Source organism: Bradyrhizobium sp. USDA 4472, assembly GCF_054058595.1.
Genome location: NZ_JBSSAM010000001.1, coordinates 493,397 through 511,150, shown reverse-complemented (window position 1 = coordinate 511,150; position 17,754 = coordinate 493,397). Strand labels below are relative to the sequence as shown.

Below are 17,754 nucleotides of genomic sequence, written 5' to 3'. Positions count from 1 at the left end.
CGATCGTCAGGCCTCTGGATTGTCTGCATCCTCGGAAGACCGAAATGCCCAAGGCATTCGATATCACCAACCCTCCGTTCGATCGTCTGACGCCGCACGAGGCCGAAACATTGCGGGCGGCGCTCGATATAGGCTACTTCAGCCCGGGAGAAGCGATCATCAGCAGGGACGCTCCGGCGGATGCCCTCTATGTCGTGATCAAGGGCACGGTCGAGGAGCGGAGCGAGGCGGATCTGCTCGCGCTGCTCGGTCCCAAGGACACGTTCGACAGTCGCGTGCTCGTTCACGACCACAACGGGCACCACTTTCTCGCCCGCGATGAAACGCTTTGCTATATAATCCCCAAGGCCGTCGCCCTCAAATTGATCAAGGCCAATCCGCGATTTGCGGCTTTCTTCTACCGCGAGATCTCTCAGAAGCTGGATGAGCTTGCCAATGACGAGGAGGCGAAGCGTTACGGCTCGCTGATGCACGCCAGGGTCAGCGAGCTGTTTCTGCATCCTCCATCGTTCGTGGCGGCGAGGGACACGGTTGAAGCCGCCGGTCACCTGATGCACGAGATCGACAGCAACGCGCTGTTTGTTCGCGATGGCGAGCGGATCGGCATCATAACAGGCATGAACCTGTCAAAGGCGGTCGTGTTGCGGCGCCAGCCGATCCAGACGCCCGTGGGCGAGTTTGCCAATTTCGACATCGTGTCGGTCAGACCCGACGATTTCGTCTCTTCGGCCCTTCTACTGATGACGAAACACAATAAGCGGCGTCTCGCCGTGCACGATGGCGAGCGGTTCGTCGGTATTCTCGAGGACATCGACCTCCTTGGATTTCTGGCAGGTAGCGCCCAGGTCGTCGCCGGCCGCATCGATCGCGGCTCCAGCCTGCAGGATCTGGCGATCGCTGCGCGCGAGATCGAGGCGCAAACGCGGGCGCTGCGAAGGCAGGGCGTCAAGGTGGAGGTGATCGCGGAGATCGTTTCGGACCTCAACCGGCGCCTTCTCTCCAGACTGTTCGAAATGGTCGCGCCCGCCGAGCTGCGGACCAGCGGTTGTCTGATCGTCATGGGCAGCGAGGGCCGCGGCGAGCAGACGATGCGCACCGACCAGGACAACGGTCTCATCCTGGAGGGACCGGCCGAAAGTGCGACACTGGAGTTCTTCCGGAACGAGTTCTCGGGTGCGCTGGAGAGCTTCGGTTTTCCGCCCTGTCCCGGTGATATCATGGTGCGCAATCCGGTCTGGTCCAGGCCGCTCGCCGACTATCTCGCGGACTTTCGCCGCTGGATCGTACTTCCAGACCAGACCGCGCACATGAATGTAGCTATCATCTATGATGCGCAAGCGATCGCGGGCAACGCGCAACTGCTTGATAGCGCCAAGACGGCGCTGATCGACATGATCCGAGGCGAGCAGGCGTTCCTGGCCCACTTCGCTCGCGCGGTCGACGCCTTCGAGACACCGATCGGCCTCTTCAACAACCTGATCACGTCCGAGGGCACGGGAGACGCGCTCGATCTCAAGAAAGGCGGCATCTTTCCCATCGTACACGGCGTTCGCAGCCTGGCGCTCGGACAGGGCCTGCACGAGACCTCCACGGACAAGAGAATCTCCCGTCTATGTGACCTGGGCGTGCTGCGAACCGACTTTGGACGCGACTTGAACCAGGCGTTTCGATTCCTGCTGATGCTCCGGCTCGACGGGCAGCTGGCTGCGTCGGCCGGCGCGTCGGGTACTCTGGTGAGACCGGCGCATTTGTCCAGTATGGAGCGTCAATTGCTGCGCGACGCGCTCCATGTGGTGAAGCAGTTTCGCGAAATTGTCCGTCATCATTTCAAGCTCGGCATATTTTAGAATGCTGCCACGTGCAATCAAGCGGCTGCTCCACCAGGCGACCCTGAGCGACCAGTCGTACCGCTTCATGTTCGGTCGAGCGCCAGACGACGAGTTCGTCGTCATCGATTGTGAGACGACCGGTCTCAATGTGCGGAAGGACGACGTCGTCACGATTGCCGCAATCAAAATCCGCGGCAACCGCATACTGACCAGCATGCACTTCGAAGCCGTAGTCCGTCCCGACAGGGAGATGGGAGCAGAGGCGATCAAGATCCATCGTTTGCGTCGGTCCGATGTCGAGGCAGCGCCAATCGTCTGGAAAGTTCTGCCGAGTTTTCTGCACTTCATCGGGACGCGTCCCCTGATCGGCTACTATGTCGATTTCGACATCGCTATGCTGGACAAGTACATTCTTCCGCTGGTGGGAATCGAGCTGCCTAACGAGCGTATTGAAATCTCGCGGCTGTATTACGAGCGCAAATACGGTGATGCCCCTCCCAACACGTCAATCGACCTCTCGTTCGCTGCGATCCTCCGTGACCTCTGCATTCCTCTGCTGGAACAGCATGATGCTTTCGACGATGCGTTGATGACTGCGATGATGTTCTTGCAGTTACGCGACCTGGCCAAGCGGGGCGTGCGGATCGCGCGCCAACGCTCCAGCCCGGTTTTCAATCCGACTGGGGCGTGACCAGGGCTCGGTGCGCCCGGAGCCGGGATGTAGAGTGTTCGTTGCTGGCCGCGAAGCGGACGGAGGGAGCATGCTTAAGAAGCTGACTTCAGATGACCAAGGTTCGCTCCGAGAACTCGGGATCGCGGATCTCGCCCATGTCGACGAGGGAATGATCGATGCCTCGTGAGCGCGGCAGCTCGACGATCTCGTCGGTTACCTGAGTGAGCGGATGTATTCGGCCAAATCCGATATTTCTGATCGCTGGAGCGACAGGCTTGGCATATTGGGGTGCGGCTTGAGCAGCAGGAACGCGAGTTTGTTCTGATCGAACTCGGGCGTTCGCGCGATTTGGCTGAATGGCGGCGCATGGTCGATGGCAATCGTCTGGCCGGACTCGACGACATGACAGATTGAGCACCAGCGTTTTGCGATGTCCTTGCCGTGTTGGGGATCGGCCACCGCGGATTGCGCCAGAATCGCGAACACGAGAAATACGACGAAGGAAGATTTGAGTGCTTCGGACATGGCGGGTCTTTTACGTTTCGGCTAGATGGCTTATCAGTCCTTCTGCATTTGGCCGGCGTATTCGCTATCAGGAAGCCCATGGCCAGAGAAAACGCGGCTACTTTCGTTCGGCTTCAGCCTCTTGCTCCAGCCGCAGAATATGTGCGCGTAGCGCGTCGAACCGCTCTTCGGCAACATCGCTGAACAGCGGATCCTTGAGACCGGTTTCCGCCGAGGCGATCTCGGTCCAATCCTGCGGCTTGAGTGCATTGAGCGCCGCGGGAAAGAAATCGCGATCTTCCATCATCACGTGGCGGCGCTCGTGCGCAATGAAATCGCGAACGATGAGATCCACATTTTCACGAAGGATTTCCTGATCTGCGAGTACGCCGTCGACCGCGCGAGCGACGCGGCGTAAAAGCTGGGCCCCTTTCTGGTGTTCGCGAGCCAGATCACCGACCTTCGCAGCAGCAGCTGGATCGCGTGTTTTTAGCTTGGCAAAGACGCGGTCTTCCTGGGGATGGTGATACACTTCCGGGTAGACTTCGAAATAGCTGATCACCCCGCGAATGACCTCGTAGTCGGGACGTTCTCCGCGGTCGAACACCTCGAGTTCCCGCTCGAGGATGGCGAGCAGCGTCTCGATATTGCGATGCTCTCGGGTTAGGCGTTCGATGATCATGGCAACACTCCACTGAGTGAACCCTTTTGAAGAATGATCTTCTCGCCCGTATCTGCTTTGCGACAGATCAAATATGGTCAGATTTGGCATGCAGCCACGAACGGTGAAATGAGTTTCGCCAGGGCAAAGGCTCGGCGAGCGAAAGCGCTGGCGGAAGCCGCGGCTGCTTAGCACGCGATCAGGTCGGTATGTCCAAATCCCCTTGAGTAGTCGAGCAGTGAGACGATCGTGGGTGTCAGGCGAAAGACGCAGATCTCCGAGGTTTTCGGCATGGGGAGATCGAGGCCTTTCTGGTTCGGATATCGCGAGATCAGGAGCCGCAGGGCTTTTTCGAACTCGGCGGGATCCGTTACGAGATTCGCGCGTGCCGCCATCGATAGACCCGCGATGTCCATGACCTGGGCGGGATCGTCGTCCACCGTTAGCGAGACCCGATCGTCCCTCGCAAGGTTGGCTGCCTTCTGGCTGTCCGCTCCGCAAAGAAAATAGATGACGAGTCCATCGTTGGCGTAGCCGACGCTAGTCACCTGGGGCCAGCCGTCAGGTCGTACCGTAGCGATCCTCGCGGTCCGGTGCTGGTTCAAAAGCCGAAGGATTTTCCGCTTGAACTTTTCGTCCATTGCTCGCCTCCGATTTACAGCAGTCTAGCTCCCGACCCGCGGGCAGGTTTTGAGGCAGGTCAAGTATCGTTGAAGCCGGCCGCCAGGCCTGGGCGCAGTCGGCCCATTCATCGCCCGAGGCGATTGTGCCAATGCTCCGGGAGGAGGCGCTGCTTATTTGGCGGCACGTTTGTCGCAATAGCGGACCCATCCACCGAGCTGATTCGTTGAGCTGCATCAAGCTGGCTTTCAACAGCGGTGACATCGTGCGAGTTGGGAGGACTGCTCTGATGCGCCGATTTGCCCTGAAGGCTCTATTTGCGGCCTTGGCTTTCAGAAGAGCCGAGAAGGAGCGGGTCGATTGGGATCGAAATATTTTGATCTTCTCGACGGCGGTAACCGTCGGGTTGGTTGCGCTCTATGTCTACGGCAAGACAACCTCGCGCTGGTGAACTGTTTCGCGGGAACGACTGCGACGATGCGCATTCACCCGTCGTTGCCGACCTTCCGCTTCAACAGGGATGATGCGGTAGCAGCCCTGGACTGCAGGGAATCAATTCAGGAACCACCCAAGCCGGTACGCAAGTAGCTGCGGAATGAGACCATGTCGTTTGAACGGGTTCTGCGATGGGCCCTGGTTGCGATCGCAATCGCGGGATTGACCGCGGGTATTCTTGCGCGAGCCGCGGGTCGGCCTGATCTGGCCGGCCTCGCATGGGCAATCGGCACGGCGCCCGTGATAGGAGGACTGGCCGTCTCGATCGTCAGGGACTTGTTGGGCGGCCGCCTTGGCGTCGACGCGATCGCACTCCTTTCGATGAGCGCGGCGCTGGCGCTCGGCCAGCCGCTTGCCGGGGCTGTCGTCGCACTGATGTATTCCGGCGGCAACGTGCTGGAGGAAATCGCAATCGCGCGGGCTGAACACGATCTGCGGTCACTCGTCGATCGTGCGCCGCGCCGGGCACAGCGCAAGACCGGTGAGCGGATCGAAGAGGCTCCGATCGAGGCGGTCTTGGTCGGCGAAGAGCTCCTCGTAAGGGCCGGCGAGATCGTGCCGGTTGACGGCATCGTCTGTTCGGCCACGGCCACTATCGACGAGTCCGCGGTTACGGGAGAGCCGATCCCCGTCGAGAAGACACGCGGCAGCGCCGTCTTTTCAGGTTCGCTGAATGCGGGTGAGACGTTCGAGTTGACCGTTACCGCCCCGGCCGCGGAGAGTACTTACGCTGGTATCGTGCGCATGGTGACGGCGGCACAAACGGCGAAGGCTCCCTTTGTGCGGTTGGCCGATCGCTATGCGCTGATCTTTCTGCCGGTGACGCTCGTCATTGCCTTCCTGGCGTGGCTGATCTCGGGTGATCTGACCCGCAGCCTCGCTGTGCTGGTGGCGGCAACGCCCTGTCCGCTGATTCTGGCCGCACCCGTCGCCTTCATCGCCGGCGTGGCGCAAGCGGCCCGTCGCGGCATCTTGGCCAAGGGCGGAGGGGCACTGGAGGCGCTGGCGCGCGCGCACACCGTGCTGTTCGACAAAACCGGCACCCTTACGGTCGGAGGTGCGCGGTTGCTTTCGGTCGAAGTCGCGCCGGGGGAAAATCCGGACGAGGTCCTCACGCTTGGGGCATCGCTGGAGCAGGCCTCGCATCACGTGCTCGCCAAGACCGTCGTTGCTGCGGCCGTTGATCGCGGCCTGGAGCTGAAAGCGCCGGAGCAGGTCAAAGAGACCATGGGCACCGGCCTGTCTGGCCTGATCGACGGCCGGCAGATAACCGCTGGCTCGCGAGAGCTGCTCCGCTCGAGTGCCGAGCTGTCGCCGTGGGAGCTGCGGGCAATCCGACGCGCATCGTGGCGCTCGGCACTGATCGTCTTTGTTGCCGTGGACGGCCGTGCGATCGGCGCGCTGCTACTGGCCGACGAGCTGCGGCCTGATACGCCGCGAGCGATCCGGCTGCTGCGCGACGCCGGCATCGCGCGATTGGTGATGGTCACGGGCGATCGCGCCGCAGCGGCGCAGGCCATCGGAGCCGCGCTCGACCTCGATGCCGTGCTGGCCGACCGCGTTCCCTCGGACAAGGTCGAGGCCGTGCGCACCGAACAGCGGCTGCATCCGACCATCATGGTCGGCGATGGTATCAATGATGCACCTGCGTTGGCCGTAGCCGATATCGGCATCGCGCTGGGCGCGCGCGGCGCGAGCGCCTCGTCCGAGGCGGCGGATGTGGTGATCCTGACCGATCGGCTTGATCGCGTCGGCGAAGCGATCATAATCGCGCAGCGAGCGTGGCGTATCGCACTCCAAAGCATCATTATTGGGATGGGATTGTCGATAGGGGCGATGGTGGCCGCCACCGTCGGCTGGCTGGGTCCAGTCCCGGCGGCGATCGCACAGGAGGTGATCGATGTTGCCGTCATCCTGAACGCGCTGCGCGCGCTCACTCCAGCTCATGGGAGCACGGGTCGTCGGATATCCGCAGAGCAGGGCCTGGCATTGCATCACGACCATCAGACGCTGTTCAGGGATCTCGACCGGCTCCGCAAGATCGCCGATGCGATCGACGATGCGACGCCAGACTCCGCGGCGGGCTTGATCGAAGAGGCTCATCGCCTGGTTCAGGGCAGCGTCGTCAAGCACGAGCGCGAGGACGAGCGCAGCGTCTATCCGAAGATTGCAGGGGTGCTGCGTGAACGCCACGGCCTTTCGGCAATGAGTCGCGCGCATCGTGAGATCTTGCACCTTGCGCGGTTGCTCGCGCGGATCTCGGCTGATCTGCCGTCGGAAAAAATCGACCGCTATCTTGTCCGAGACGCCCAACGCGTAATCGAGGCGATCGAAACGCTGGTGCGCATGCATACGGCTCAAGAGGAGGACATTTACGAAGCCGTGGCCGCGCAGTAATCAGTCTGGCGAGCTTTAGGCAGCCCGAGGCCAAGTAAAAGGGCCTTCTTCGTTAGAGCGCGATCTGGCCGAGGACTTGCTACTTTCTCTCCAGCGTTGTTCGGCATCGGCGCACGTGCCGCGCGGCTGTCGCCTGCTACTCTTGCTGAATGCGGCCGAGATAATCGATAACAGCGAGAATGCGTTTTCGCACGACGACGTCCGGGCTTTGCTCTGGTCCAGCCATCTTCCAATAATACGGATCAACATAATGGGGCAAGTTGACGATGGGGTTGAATCGCTCTCCCCAAACTGGCATTTCACGAGTGCCGTGAGCTGGAATTGTCTTCGATCCATCTATGGTTTCATAAACAGCGTTCGTAGGAAATACGCCGTTGTTGTTCTTGGCCAACATCGTCAAATCGGGAGGCGGTAACTTAAGTTGGTTGCTAACCGGTCCTTTGCCCCTCGCATCCGCACCGTGACAGCTGGCGCACGAGGATCGAAATTCTGACCTACCGATGTCGAGGTCTTCAGCCTCGGCCGCGGCGGCGAAACCAGTGGTCAGACTGGCCACTACCAAAAATGTTCCACCAAAGCGTACCATGTCGTGCTCCGACGCAGGCTGGTAAGATGTAAAATATTAGCGGCTTCGCATCCCGACAGTTTTGATTCGCATCAAGTCTGGCTTTCGGCTTGAGCTCATAGGTGGTTTGAGATGCGGCGGATTTATGGAGCCGCGAGTGCCTTAACCGCCCCTGTGGGTCGCCAGCAGCTCTCAATTGATCTCGCTCAATCCCTTCGCGGCGCTAGAGGCTAAAGTCTTCCAGGAGTCCTGTGAGGCCGATCAAACTCGCTTCAATATCGTACAGTCTTGGCAGGTGAGCTGAATGATGCCCCCCAAATTGACATTGCCCGACTTGGAGGAGCGGCTGCAAGAGTTGCAGGAAGGCGCGCTTGTTCAGATCAGCCGCAGCGACTACGAGCGCCTGTTTGGATTGAACGATGCTGCGCTCGGTCGTCTCCGCAATTTCGCCCGCGGTCACCAATGCGTGGCGAGTTTCGCGGACACTGCCATACTGTTTCATAAGCGTGTCGCGTTGGCGGACGAGGAGCCTGCTCCGCCACAGTAGCGCGATTGGTGATGGCGGTGCTCAGCTTGCAAAATCCGCCGGCTCCATTCGCGTGGACAAAGGCGGGCGTTTCAGGCAGGCGATTTGCCCGTCATCTTGCCGGATTTGCGAGCGATCGAGATTGATCAGGATCAACGACGGGGGTCCGCCAAGCGGTAGGAATCATCGACTTCCGAGGGAGTAGATCCGAATGCTGATACCGCATGGTGCCGTAGTGTTCGTCGGCGACGGACGAAAGGCGCTATTCTTCCGCAACGAAGGCAGCGAAAAGCTCCCGAGCCTGAAGGTGGAGGCTGTCTTCGAGGACGAGAATCCCCCGGCTCACGACCAAGGGAGCGATCGGCCTGGCAGGGTGAGCAAGGCCTTGCATTCAGGGCAGAGAAGCGCCGTGGAGACGGTTGACTGGCACGAGCTTGAGGAGCGCCGCTTTGTGAAGCAAGTGGCGGCTGCCGCGGAAGGTCTTGTGCGCGGCGATGCGTCGACTGCACTGATCATCGTCGCTCCGCCTCGAACCCTGGCAGCGCTTCGGTCGGATTTTCATCGTGATGTGAAGAGACGGATCGTGGCGGAGCTTGCGAAGGATCTCACCAGGCATCCGGTCGGCGACATCGAAAAGCATTTGCTGGACGAGTAGGGCGGGCCGTGTTGGTGCGGCCTCGCGTGAGGTAGCAGCTCCGACTGCCGGCGTTGGCGGTTCCGATGGGAGAGAAACAATGCGGGCGTCAGATATCATGCGGACCTCGTTCGCAACTGTGAGGCCGGAAGCACCGCTTCTGGAGGCCCTCCATCTCCTTCTCGAGACCAATCAACGTGGCCTGCCGGTCCTCGATCGCGAAGGGGCCTTGGTCGGCATTATTGCCGAAGGCGACTTCCTCCATCGTCGCGAGCTGGGCGTCACTTATCCCGAAGGGTGTTGGCTCGAATGGCTGCTGGGGAAGCAGGAAGGCGAACTGGCTCGCGAGCGAACCAGGGGACTTCGGGTCGAAGCAGTCATGAGCCGTCATCCCGTTTGCGTCGAGGAGAATGCCACGATCGATGCTGTCGTCAAGGAAATGGATGTCTACCAGATCTCGCAGCTGCCGGTGCTCCGCAAGAGAAAGGTCGTGGGTATCGTTGGCCGGATGCAGATGCTCACGGCGCTGGCAAGCTGTCTTGGCAAGCCCGGCAAGCCTTAAGGAAATAGGTCAGCCGAGCGGCGGGATTCGAGCTTTTGCGATGGGTCCACTCGACAAGATTCCACACCGAGATATTCGGCTCGATGCCTGCAGGGGCATTGCACTCTGGTTCGTCTTCATCAACCACATCCCAGGGAATATCTGTAGCTGGCTTACGTTGAGCCATTATGGATTCAGCGACACCACTGAAGTCTTCATGTTTGTCTCGGGGCTGACGTGCACGATGGCATATGGACACGTGTTCAGAAGCGCCGGGACTTGGGCGACGATCGGTCATACGGTTCGGCGGAGCTGGGAGATTTATTCGGCATTTCTCCTGCTGACGCTGTTTCTGGTCGTGGCCGTTCATTGGATGGATGCCGACCTCGCAGACGAGGCAAATGTGGCGATCGTCCTGCAGAAACCGGGAGAAGCGCTGTCGCGTGCGGCAATCCTGCAGTACCGCCCCGTCAATACGGACGTGCTGCCGACCTTCGTGCTCTTTCATTTGCTGTTTGCGCCGTGGCTCCTGCTTTTGCTCAGATGGCCCAATGCGACCTTGGCCGTTTCGGCTCTCCTGTACGGCTTGGTCCAGGCTTACGGCTGGAACCTTCGGGGATGGCCGACGAACGACTGGTATTTCAACCCGTTCGCCTGGCAATTCCTCGTCACGATCGGTGGATGGTGGGCGGTGGTGGGGCATGGGCGGTTGGCGCCCTTCGTGATGTCGCGTCCGGCGATCATGCTTTCGGCCGCATACCTGATTTGGTCACTGGCTGTTACAATGAGTTGGATCAATCCGGCTCTTGAGCTCGTAGTTCCTCGATTCCTGAAAGCCTTGGTCTATCCGATAGACAAGTCGGATCTTGATCCGCTGCGGCTTCTGCATTTCCTTGCGCTTGCGGTCTGCGTCGCCAATATCGTGCCCGCGCATCGGGCCGCCTTACGGTCGCGCGCGGTGTTGGGCGCCGTTCGTTGTGGAGAGAATTCGCTCGAGGTTTACTGTGTTGGAGTTCTGCTGTCGCTTTTCGCTTACTTCCTTCTGAGGACTGCATCCGGCGGCGTGCTTGCACAAATCATGGTCAGCGGCATGGGGATCGCGGTTCTCACAGTCTTTGCCACCGTGTTGACCCGAACCACAGACCGAGCCGCGTCTCGACTGAGATTGCTCTGACTCGATCTCTCTTCCGAGGCCGTATCGGCGAGCACCGTTCATCCCCCTTCGAGCGCTTTGCGCAATTTCCGGATGATGACGCCGCGCGATCGATCGTCGGCCGCGGCTTCGATCTGGTCATTGATATCGAGAACCAATTTGGACATATCATTGTGCCAGTCCAGGTTGACAACCGCTTCGGGCGCGAGCCTGCGGCGGCGAGCCACTTCGATCGGCGTCGGCGCGGCAGTCGACAGCTCGTAGACATCGTCCAGTATTGGCGTGAAGATCCGCGCTGTTGGAACGGTTCGCTCGGCGATTCGGTTCAGAAGGCCTTCGAGCGCGTGCTCTTCACCGTGCACGATGAAAAGGCCACGATGAATGGGACGGCGCGAGGCTATCCAGCGCGCGAGTTCGGGGCCGTCAGCGTGTCCCGAATATTCGTCGATATACCGAATTCTCGCGGCGACCTTGATCTCCTCGCCCTGGATCCTCACCGCCTTCGCGCCATCGCGCAAGAAGCGGCCCAGGGTGCCCTGGGCCTGGAATCCGGTGAGAAGGACCGTGCCCTCCCTGCGCCATAACCATCGCTTCAGATGATGGCGGATGCGACCTGCGTCGCACATGCCGCTTGCGGCAATGATGATGTGGAAGCCGGAGAGCCTGGCGATCGATTTGCTCTCGTCAACGGTTTCCGTGAAGCGCAGCTGACTGGAACCAAGCAGCCGGTCCAGATCGACGGCCGGATCGAGGCTCGCCGCGTTGTTCCTGAAGACCTCCGTGGAACGGATCGCTAAAGGCGAATCAAGGAAGATCGGTGCCGTCGGTATCTCCCCGCGGGCCATCAAGTCGGCCAGGTCAACGATCAGCTCTTGGGTCCGTTCAACCGCAAAAGCGGGGATTAGCAGCGCGCCGCGTCCACTGGCGGCATCTCGCACCTCCTGGGCGAGATGGGAACGACGCAGTGCGGGTGTTGTGGACGGCCGGTCGCTGTCGCCGTAGGTCGACTCGCAGAACACGTAATCGAGGCTGGTCGGGCCTTCCGGGTCCGGCTCCAGTAGTTTGGCGTCGGGCCCGATGTCACCCGACATCAGAACGCGCAAGGGTCCTTCATCTCTGCCTTGAGCGGCGAATTCCAACTCGATCGAAGCCGAGCCAAGCAAATGGCCGGCATTCCAGTAGCGGGCGCGGACGCCCGGTATCACCGTGTACCACGCCTGGTACTCGACCGGCCGAAAGGCATCGAGAATCGCAATCGCATCGGCTTGCGTGTAGATGGGCGCGACGGCAGCACGCCCTCGGGCTGCGTTGCGGCGATTCAGGGCGGCAACCTCCGTCTCCTGGATGTTGCCCGCATCGGGAAGCATATACGAGCAGAGCTCGATGGTACCTCGCGTTGCTAGGATCGGGGCTGAAAAGCCTTCGCGCTTCAGCTTGGGCAGGAGCCCGCTATGGTCGATGTGGGCGTGGGTCAGCAATACCGCATCGATGTCGGCCGGGCGAAACGGGAACGCGCCATAATTCAGCGCTTTCAGCGTCTTTTGTCCCTGGAACAGGCCGCAATCCACCAGGAATCGTCCTGCCGGCGTTTTGAAGAGATAGCAGGAGCCGGTAACGGTGCGGGCCGCGCCGCAGAATTGGACGGTAACGCTCAAGGGGGGCTCCCACTTTCCGGTATGCCAACCACGTCTCGGTGCAATGCGCGAGCGAGAAGATCGTCGAGGCTGATGGCGTTGGTTGGATGCGGCACGCTGTTGGTGGATCGGACGGAACGAATGCCGGCGCGACCGAACGCGGTCATAAGCGCCGGTGGAAATAGTGCGTGGACGATGATGGCCCCGATGGAAGAGGCTCCCGAGGCGACAAGAGCTTCCGCGCAGGCGGTAAGCGTCCCACCGGACGACACGATGTCGTCGATGAAAAGCACCGGACGGCCGACGAACAGCTTCGTGTTCGGGAATGCGATGTGCACCGATTGATCACCCCGGCGTACTTTTCGCGCCACGCTGTAGGCAAGTCCGAGGCGGCCGGCGATGTCGGCCACCCAAGGTCGCGACTCTTCATCGGGGCCGACCACGACCGTCGCGGGAGCGACTGCCTCGGCATGGAGCTTGGCCTCGATCGCAGGAGCCGCCGATAGATTGTCCGCATCTATTCCAGGGAACACGCCGGCGAGGCTGGGCGTGCGATGGAGATGTGCATCAACCGTGATAACGCGATCGAAGGTGCTCGCGAGAAGAGTACCGACTGCGCGCTGGCTGATCGCCTCACCCGGCTGGAACGCAGCATCCTGGCGCATGTAGCCGAGATAGGGCGAAACGAGCACCAAGCGCCTCGCGCCGTTGCGCCGTAAGGCTTCCGCAGCGAACAGCAGCGCAATCAGCTTGTCATTGGGCTGATCGAGCGAGCAACAGACTATTGTGGTGTTTGCCGCCGGGCCTACAGTTGCCCGCAGCTCTCCATCCGGAAATCGATGCAAGTTGATCGCATGGCCTGGGATGCCGAGGGCCTCGGCGAGCCGAGGCCCAAAATGAGCTGACGTGGGCAGCCATTGAACCGCAGTTGGGATCATGGTGCGGCCTCGGCTTGCGCTTCGATCCGGTAAGCGGACTCCAGCTGGGCCATGCCCACGGCAAGGTCAAATCCCGAGGGCTCGAACGCGTGAATGCGATAGAGCGGCTCGCCTTGCTCGACCCGATTGCCGATCTTCTTGAACAACTTGATTCCCGCGCCCTTGTCGAGCGGGGCGCCGGCCGTCCGCGCCAGGCGGTTGAGACGCAAGCAATCGATCGCTGCAACGACACCATCTCGTTCGACGCGAACGTCGATGGCAAGGCTGCCAATTTTGCTCGCGGAAGGCGCAGGGCCCTGGGCTTCGATGATCTTCACCATCTGTCGAAGCGCCGCCCCGCTTTCCAGGAGCTCAGTTGCCCGCGCATAGCCGGTGCCCCCCCGCAAATCAGGGTCGTATTCCAGAAGGTAGGCGGCAAGGCGTAGCGACTTCTCACGAAGATCGCGCGGGGCTTGGGGCTCATTGGCGAGGACCGCCATGACGTCCTGTGCCTCAAGCGCCGGGCCGATACCATTGCCGATTGGCTGCCGTCCATCGGTGGTCACGACCTCCACTTCGAGGCCAAACCGATCGCCGACGAACTGAAACAGCTTGCGAAGTCGCATAGCCTGCGACGCAGTCGTAAGCTTGGCATTGGGACCCACCGGGAGGTCGACGAGAAGGTGTGTCGAGCCGGCGGCCAGCTTCTTCGACATAATGGATGCAACCATCTGTTCGTGCGTATCCAGCGCCAGGGGGCGCTCGACGCCGATCAGAATGTCGTCTGCCGGGGATAGGTTGACGTGCCCGCCCCATACAAGGCAGCCATTGCACGAGGCGACGACCTCCTTCATGGCTTCGACGCTGAGGTCGACCCGGGCCAGCACCTCCATGGTATCGGCCGTTCCGGCTGGCGACGTGATCGAGCGCGATGACGTCTTCGGGATTGTCAGTCCGTGCGCGGCTACAATCGGCACCACGATCATCGACGTGCGATTGCCGGGAATGCCGCCAATGCAATGCTTGTCGACGACAGTTTTTGTATTCCATCTGAGCTGCGTACCGGCTCTGGCCATGGCCTCTGTGAGCGCGATCAGCTCCCCGGATGTCATGAAATTTGCGGTGCTGACGAGGAAGGCAGCGATCTCCATGTCCGAATAGCGGTAATGCGTGAGATCGTCGACAATTGCGCTGATCTCGGGAGCCTCAAGTGTCTTGCCCTGGATCTTGGCGCGAACCGCGTCCAAACTCGGCGGGGACGGAGCAGGGGTAACTTCCACGTAGGTGCCCGCCGGCTGTCCAAAGCGCCGAAATGCCGGCTCCGCCATGCCAAGCTGGTCGGGCCCGACCAGGCCGTCATCATCGGTGAGAAGCACAGTTGCCAGTTGCGTCTTCGAGCCGCTGCGCAGCTCGACCCTGGAAAAGCCACGAAACAGGTCCGGCCGCAGCGCCGTTGAACGGCGGGAGATCACAACGACGTTCTCCCGGCCGGTGTCGAGATTGACACACCGGGATTTGAGCTGCGCGCGGCCGGGCGGAATGGCGTTCATCAATGAAGATTCTCGCGGGTGAAGCAACGATAGGCGGCTGCCGACGAGACCGGTTTGCGACAGATCAATCGGCCGCCTGCTCTCTGGCGCGGGCTTGGATAAGCCGGCGCTGCGGATGCCTCAGCGAGACCCGTTCGGTTCTAACGTTTCCAGGTACGCGACAAGTGCCTCGATCTGGTATTCGGTGAGCCTTGGATTTGGCATTGCCTGGTCAGGCCCTAGCCAGCGGTGCCTTGAAACCAGAAATTGCCGGAGCTCGTCTGCGGAAAACGACGGCCGCTTGATGATCTCCAAGAAGTTCGGTGCCGAGGGCCGGGGTGCCGGCGCTTCCTTTGCGGCGTCGGAAACGACATGGCACGTTCCGCAGGATGCGCGAGCGAGCGCCCGTCCTTCAGCCACCTGGTCCGTAAACAGCTGATTGGGAACGGGCAACGTGAGCGGCACCTGAATTGTAATCGAGGCATACCCGCTCGCCCGGTGGCAGTCGTTGCAATCGTTTGTCAGCGCTGAGTACGCCTTCGTGAAGGCAGGCACGTCTTTCGATTGTATCGCCTCACGTACGCCTTGGAGCTTCTCCTCGGCGCGACTGGTGCGCGATGCATCGGTCAACAGCTTGCCTGCGGTTTCGAGACTGCTGTCGATCTGTTCAGCCTCATAGTTTGCCAGGCTCCAATTGCTCAGCTTGCCCGCAAACCATAGCTTGGCGTGCTGAAGTTGCAGTCTGGTCATAAGATCGGATAGTGCAGCAGAAACGTCGGCAGGCGCCCCTGCGCCGGAGACCGAGAGTGATGCGAGGATCGCGACCGACAACAGCGTTCGCAGGCGCATGGTCGATCTCTCCGATGTTGTTCATCAGAATGACATTCTGACCCGTCCCGGTGTTGATCTGAATCAAGACGTCATTTGACGCGGCAAATACCTCTTAAGTCTTTCCGGAGTGGAGACATGCGCGCGTACCAGATAATGTCTCAACGGGTGATGACGATCCGACCCGATGCCCCGATTGTCGACGCCATCAAGTTAATGCTTGATCATCACATCAGCGGTCTGCCGGTTACGGATTCCGCCGGAAAGCTTGTCGGAGTCCTGTGTGAGAGCGATTTCCTCAGGCGAGGCGAAATTGGAACGGAACATGCGCGCAACCGAGTGCTGTCAGTCCTGCTTGGGGGCGAACGGATTGCGGGCGAATTCGTCAAGGAGCACGGTCGCAAGGTCGAGCAGCTGATGACGCGCGAGCCGGCGACGACCAGCGAGCAGGCGTCGGTCGAAGAAGTCGCCGATCTGATGGAGCGCCGGCATCTGAATCATGTTCCGGTGACGCGCGGCGATCGCATCGTCGGCATCATTACTCGGTCGGATTTCCTCTCGGCAGTTGCCGGTCCGCTGACCAGCACGTCCGGCTATTCGCAGGATGATAATCAGATCCGTCGGTCCGTTCTCGCGGCGTTGGCCGGGAGACCATGGCAACCCATCGGCCTAAACGTTAGCGTCAACAAAGGCGCGGTGACGCTACGGGGCGTCGTCAAGGGCGAAAACGCTCATCGGGCTGTTATCGTGACATGCGAGAACGTTCCAGGTGTTCGAGACGTGGTTGACCGCCTTTGTCTTCGCTCCGCCCATCCCGACCCGGAGGACGACTATGGCGGAGGCGACTTCGTGTCGCTGCACGCCGAGCCATCGACACTCGACGACGAACCTTTGTGATGCCTCGTTAGTCCTCATGTATCATCAGCGCCCTGATTGCTTCGCTAGTCATCTCACGATCCTCCAACAGTCGATCTAGATCGAGTGTCTCTCGTGCTGCGCGATCGCGGTAAGAGCATGTCCCGGGCGGGTCTCGTGGACGGCCTGGGCCGTCGCTTTTACGTTCATCTCCGGATGGCTCGGGCGGGCAGCCAGTGTGGTCGCGATCATGGCGGTGCTGGCGAGCAGCACAGCAGCGACCACCTTCAGGTGCGTTGCCCTGTCAGCCGAGTAAATCGAGTGGTTCATTGCAGGCCCCTTTGTCAACGAGCCAGATGCGTGCTGGTGAAATCGTTCTAGAGCATCGGCCGAACGGCCGAAATTCTGGGGTTTCACCTAAGGAAGTATCCGTGGGCTCGGAAGAGAGATGGCACGGCTCGCGGTCATCCAACATTCGCCGGGAGATTTGCGAGGATGGCGAGGCGATATTTGAGGATCCTCAAATAGCACCGGATCCAGATCATTAAGCTCGTTAGGCAATGTAGCTCTGATCGCTGGACGGGTGTCCTATGTCACGCAGCATCTCTTGCCGATGTCTAAGATGGATAAGCGTTTCGGCCTGCAGTCTGGCGCTCGTCCTCGAGTCCGGTGCCTCTTGGGGCAACGACGTCCATAGAGAACAAGGCGAGACTTACCAGACGACGAGCCTTGCTCTCCTGGTGAAGCGCATCTCGCCCGCTGTGGTGCGGGTACAAGGCTGGGGCGTGCCGTCGGAACGGCGAATATTCGACCCGGAAGCAGTCTTCCCGGATCCACCCACGCCTCGAGAGTGGCAAGGAGCGGGCGTCATCGTGGACGCCCTGGCAGGCCTGATCGTGACCGCAAATCACTTGGTTGCAAACGCAACGACTGTAGAGGCGTTGCTTCAGGATGGACGAGCATTGAACGCCGTCGTGCTTGTCCGATCCGATCGCGACGACGTTGCGCTACTCCGGATCGAGGCCGGCAACCTTCATGCGTTGGATCTGGAGAAGCCTGGCGCGCTTGATGTGGGAGAGCCGGTTTTGGCCATCGGTGATCCCGATGATTGGGGACAGACCGTGACCTTCGGCATCGTTTCGGGGCTGCATCGTGCCTGTCCTGGCATAGCCAATCGCAATCTGATCCAATCAGACGTACTTGTGGGTCACGGAAGCTCAGGAGGTGCGCTCGTGAATCTACATGGCAAGCTCATCGGCGTGATCGTTGCGCGAAGGGACGGATTTGCTTTTGCGGCGTCGGTCGACGCGATCACGAGGCTTTTTGTGGCTGCCCAATAGGAAGAGAGTTTCTGAGCATCTTAAGCCGAAGTTCACCGCGCCGCGCGCAATG

19 protein-coding genes are annotated in these 17,754 nt (G+C 60.6%); 9 read left to right on the top strand and 10 right to left on the bottom strand.

What is annotated here, in order from left to right; translation table 11 throughout:
- Window positions 1-44 precede the first annotated feature (44 nt).
- Together ACVWZ4_RS02420 and ACVWZ4_RS02415 are read left to right on the top strand one after the other, a co-directional pair.
- Window positions 45-1,847: a putative nucleotidyltransferase substrate binding domain-containing protein gene (locus tag ACVWZ4_RS02420; RefSeq protein ID WP_456737918.1), complete on the top strand. Its 1,803-nt coding sequence runs from the start codon at window positions 45-47 to the stop codon at window positions 1,845-1,847.
- The gene (locus ACVWZ4_RS02415; RefSeq protein ID WP_456738465.1) at window positions 1,813-2,520 is read left to right on the top strand and encodes a 3'-5' exonuclease; all 708 of its coding nucleotides are present in this window, start codon (window positions 1,813-1,815) and stop codon (window positions 2,518-2,520) included. Before ACVWZ4_RS02420 ends, ACVWZ4_RS02415 begins: the two co-directional genes overlap by 35 nt.
- Before the next feature lie 195 nt (window positions 2,521-2,715).
- Here ACVWZ4_RS02415 and ACVWZ4_RS02410 read toward each other — a convergent pair whose 3' ends face one another.
- The 3 genes from ACVWZ4_RS02410 to ACVWZ4_RS02400 all read right to left on the bottom strand — a co-directional run bounded on the left by ACVWZ4_RS02410 (window position 2,716) and on the right by ACVWZ4_RS02400 (window position 4,308).
- Complete coding sequence (locus ACVWZ4_RS02410) at window positions 2,716-3,027, bottom strand: cytochrome c (protein ID WP_456737920.1); 312 nt, start codon at window positions 3,025-3,027, stop codon at window positions 2,716-2,718.
- Window positions 3,028-3,124: 97 nt separating this feature from the next.
- Window positions 3,125-3,688: a hemerythrin domain-containing protein gene (locus ACVWZ4_RS02405; RefSeq protein WP_456702195.1), complete on the bottom strand. Its 564-nt coding sequence runs from the start codon at window positions 3,686-3,688 to the stop codon at window positions 3,125-3,127.
- A 167-nt stretch (window positions 3,689-3,855) separates the two neighbouring features.
- Complete coding sequence (locus ACVWZ4_RS02400; RefSeq protein ID WP_456702196.1) at window positions 3,856-4,308, bottom strand: pyridoxamine 5'-phosphate oxidase family protein; 453 nt, start codon at window positions 4,306-4,308, stop codon at window positions 3,856-3,858.
- Between the two features lie 269 nt (window positions 4,309-4,577).
- Here ACVWZ4_RS02400 and ACVWZ4_RS02395 point away from each other — a divergent pair, with 269 nt between their 5' ends.
- Window positions 4,578-4,739, top strand: coding sequence for a hypothetical protein (locus ACVWZ4_RS02395; RefSeq protein WP_456737922.1), 162 nt, complete (start codon window positions 4,578-4,580; stop codon window positions 4,737-4,739).
- A gap of 152 nt (window positions 4,740-4,891) precedes the next feature.
- Window positions 4,892-7,180 (top strand): heavy metal translocating P-type ATPase, encoded by a 2,289-nt coding sequence (locus tag ACVWZ4_RS02390; RefSeq protein ID WP_456739774.1) that lies wholly within the window; start codon window positions 4,892-4,894, stop codon window positions 7,178-7,180.
- Window positions 7,181-7,316: 136 nt separating this feature from the next.
- On the opposite strand, the gene ACVWZ4_RS02385 is transcribed toward ACVWZ4_RS02390, so the two are convergent.
- Window positions 7,317-7,766: a c-type cytochrome gene (locus ACVWZ4_RS02385; protein ID WP_456702199.1), complete on the bottom strand. Its 450-nt coding sequence runs from the start codon at window positions 7,764-7,766 to the stop codon at window positions 7,317-7,319.
- A 202-nt stretch (window positions 7,767-7,968) separates the two neighbouring features.
- Window positions 7,969-8,247, bottom strand: a complete 279-nt coding sequence (locus ACVWZ4_RS02380) for a hypothetical protein (RefSeq protein ID WP_456739773.1) — start codon at window positions 8,245-8,247, stop codon at window positions 7,969-7,971.
- 235 nt (window positions 8,248-8,482) lie between these two features.
- Here ACVWZ4_RS02380 and ACVWZ4_RS02375 point away from each other — a divergent pair, with 235 nt between their 5' ends.
- The 3 genes from ACVWZ4_RS02375 (at window position 8,483) to ACVWZ4_RS02365 (ending at window position 10,620) form a co-directional block, all read left to right on the top strand.
- Entirely contained in the window at window positions 8,483-8,926 is a 444-nt protein-coding gene (locus tag ACVWZ4_RS02375; protein ID WP_456739772.1) for a baeRF12 domain-containing protein, read from the top strand.
- A gap of 79 nt (window positions 8,927-9,005) precedes the next feature.
- Entirely contained in the window at window positions 9,006-9,467 is a 462-nt protein-coding gene (locus ACVWZ4_RS02370) for a CBS domain-containing protein (RefSeq protein ID WP_456789958.1), read from the top strand.
- Window positions 9,468-9,507: 40 nt separating this feature from the next.
- Complete coding sequence (locus ACVWZ4_RS02365) at window positions 9,508-10,620, top strand: OpgC domain-containing protein (RefSeq protein WP_456739771.1); 1,113 nt, start codon at window positions 9,508-9,510, stop codon at window positions 10,618-10,620.
- 38 nt (window positions 10,621-10,658) lie between these two features.
- On the opposite strand, the gene ACVWZ4_RS02360 is transcribed toward ACVWZ4_RS02365, so the two are convergent.
- The 4 genes from ACVWZ4_RS02360 to ACVWZ4_RS02345 form a co-directional block, all read right to left on the bottom strand.
- A complete protein-coding gene (locus tag ACVWZ4_RS02360; RefSeq protein WP_456739770.1) occupies window positions 10,659-12,254 on the bottom strand; it encodes an MBL fold metallo-hydrolase RNA specificity domain-containing protein in 1,596 nt (531 codons plus the stop codon).
- Complete coding sequence (locus ACVWZ4_RS02355) at window positions 12,251-13,171, bottom strand: ribose-phosphate pyrophosphokinase (RefSeq protein ID WP_456739769.1); 921 nt, start codon at window positions 13,169-13,171, stop codon at window positions 12,251-12,253. The genes ACVWZ4_RS02360 and ACVWZ4_RS02355 overlap by 4 nt, the downstream gene beginning before the upstream one ends.
- Entirely contained in the window at window positions 13,168-14,700 is a 1,533-nt protein-coding gene (locus ACVWZ4_RS02350) for a thymidine phosphorylase family protein (RefSeq protein WP_456739768.1), read from the bottom strand. Before ACVWZ4_RS02350 ends, ACVWZ4_RS02355 begins: the two co-directional genes overlap by 4 nt.
- A gap of 120 nt (window positions 14,701-14,820) precedes the next feature.
- Complete coding sequence (locus ACVWZ4_RS02345) at window positions 14,821-15,528, bottom strand: c-type cytochrome (protein WP_456702206.1); 708 nt, start codon at window positions 15,526-15,528, stop codon at window positions 14,821-14,823.
- A 117-nt stretch (window positions 15,529-15,645) separates the two neighbouring features.
- On the opposite strand from ACVWZ4_RS02345, the gene ACVWZ4_RS02340 reads away from it, so the two are divergent.
- On the top strand, window positions 15,646-16,404 hold the full coding sequence (locus tag ACVWZ4_RS02340; RefSeq protein WP_456739767.1) for a CBS domain-containing protein: 759 nt from the start codon (window positions 15,646-15,648) through the stop codon (window positions 16,402-16,404).
- Window positions 16,405-16,479: 75 nt separating this feature from the next.
- Here ACVWZ4_RS02340 and ACVWZ4_RS02335 read toward each other — a convergent pair whose 3' ends face one another.
- Entirely contained in the window at window positions 16,480-16,692 is a 213-nt protein-coding gene (locus tag ACVWZ4_RS02335; RefSeq protein WP_456737930.1) for a hypothetical protein, read from the bottom strand.
- Between the two features lie 410 nt (window positions 16,693-17,102).
- Between ACVWZ4_RS02335 and ACVWZ4_RS02330 the strand changes: the two genes are divergently transcribed.
- Window positions 17,103-17,702, top strand: a complete 600-nt coding sequence (locus ACVWZ4_RS02330; protein WP_456737931.1) for a S1C family serine protease — start codon at window positions 17,103-17,105, stop codon at window positions 17,700-17,702.
- The last annotated feature ends 52 nt before the right edge of the window (window positions 17,703-17,754 follow it).

Excerpts from the sequence above, each read along its gene's own strand:
- ACVWZ4_RS02420 (WP_456737918.1), top strand. The coding sequence starts at position 45 with ATGCCCAAGGCATTCGATATCACCAACCCTCCGTTCGATCGTCTGACG.
- ACVWZ4_RS02410 (WP_456737920.1), bottom strand. The coding sequence starts at position 3,027 with ATGTCCGAAGCACTCAAATCTTCCTTCGTCGTATTTCTCGTGTTCGCG.
- ACVWZ4_RS02405 (WP_456702195.1), bottom strand. The coding sequence starts at position 3,688 with ATGATCATCGAACGCCTAACCCGAGAGCATCGCAATATCGAGACGCTG.
- ACVWZ4_RS02400 (WP_456702196.1), bottom strand. The coding sequence starts at position 4,308 with ATGGACGAAAAGTTCAAGCGGAAAATCCTTCGGCTTTTGAACCAGCAC.
- ACVWZ4_RS02395 (WP_456737922.1), top strand. The coding sequence starts at position 4,578 with ATGCGCCGATTTGCCCTGAAGGCTCTATTTGCGGCCTTGGCTTTCAGA.
- ACVWZ4_RS02390 (WP_456739774.1), top strand. The coding sequence starts at position 4,892 with ATGTCGTTTGAACGGGTTCTGCGATGGGCCCTGGTTGCGATCGCAATC.
- ACVWZ4_RS02385 (WP_456702199.1), bottom strand. The coding sequence starts at position 7,766 with ATGGTACGCTTTGGTGGAACATTTTTGGTAGTGGCCAGTCTGACCACT.
- ACVWZ4_RS02380 (WP_456739773.1), bottom strand. The coding sequence starts at position 8,247 with ATGAAACAGTATGGCAGTGTCCGCGAAACTCGCCACGCATTGGTGACC.
- ACVWZ4_RS02375 (WP_456739772.1), top strand. The coding sequence starts at position 8,483 with ATGCTGATACCGCATGGTGCCGTAGTGTTCGTCGGCGACGGACGAAAG.
- ACVWZ4_RS02370 (WP_456789958.1), top strand. The coding sequence starts at position 9,006 with ATGCGGGCGTCAGATATCATGCGGACCTCGTTCGCAACTGTGAGGCCG.
- ACVWZ4_RS02365 (WP_456739771.1), top strand. The coding sequence starts at position 9,508 with ATGGGTCCACTCGACAAGATTCCACACCGAGATATTCGGCTCGATGCC.
- ACVWZ4_RS02355 (WP_456739769.1), bottom strand. The coding sequence starts at position 13,171 with ATGATCCCAACTGCGGTTCAATGGCTGCCCACGTCAGCTCATTTTGGG.
- ACVWZ4_RS02350 (WP_456739768.1), bottom strand. The coding sequence starts at position 14,700 with ATGAACGCCATTCCGCCCGGCCGCGCGCAGCTCAAATCCCGGTGTGTC.
- ACVWZ4_RS02345 (WP_456702206.1), bottom strand. The coding sequence starts at position 15,528 with ATGCGCCTGCGAACGCTGTTGTCGGTCGCGATCCTCGCATCACTCTCG.
- ACVWZ4_RS02340 (WP_456739767.1), top strand. The coding sequence starts at position 15,646 with ATGCGCGCGTACCAGATAATGTCTCAACGGGTGATGACGATCCGACCC.
- ACVWZ4_RS02335 (WP_456737930.1), bottom strand. The coding sequence starts at position 16,692 with ATGAACCACTCGATTTACTCGGCTGACAGGGCAACGCACCTGAAGGTG.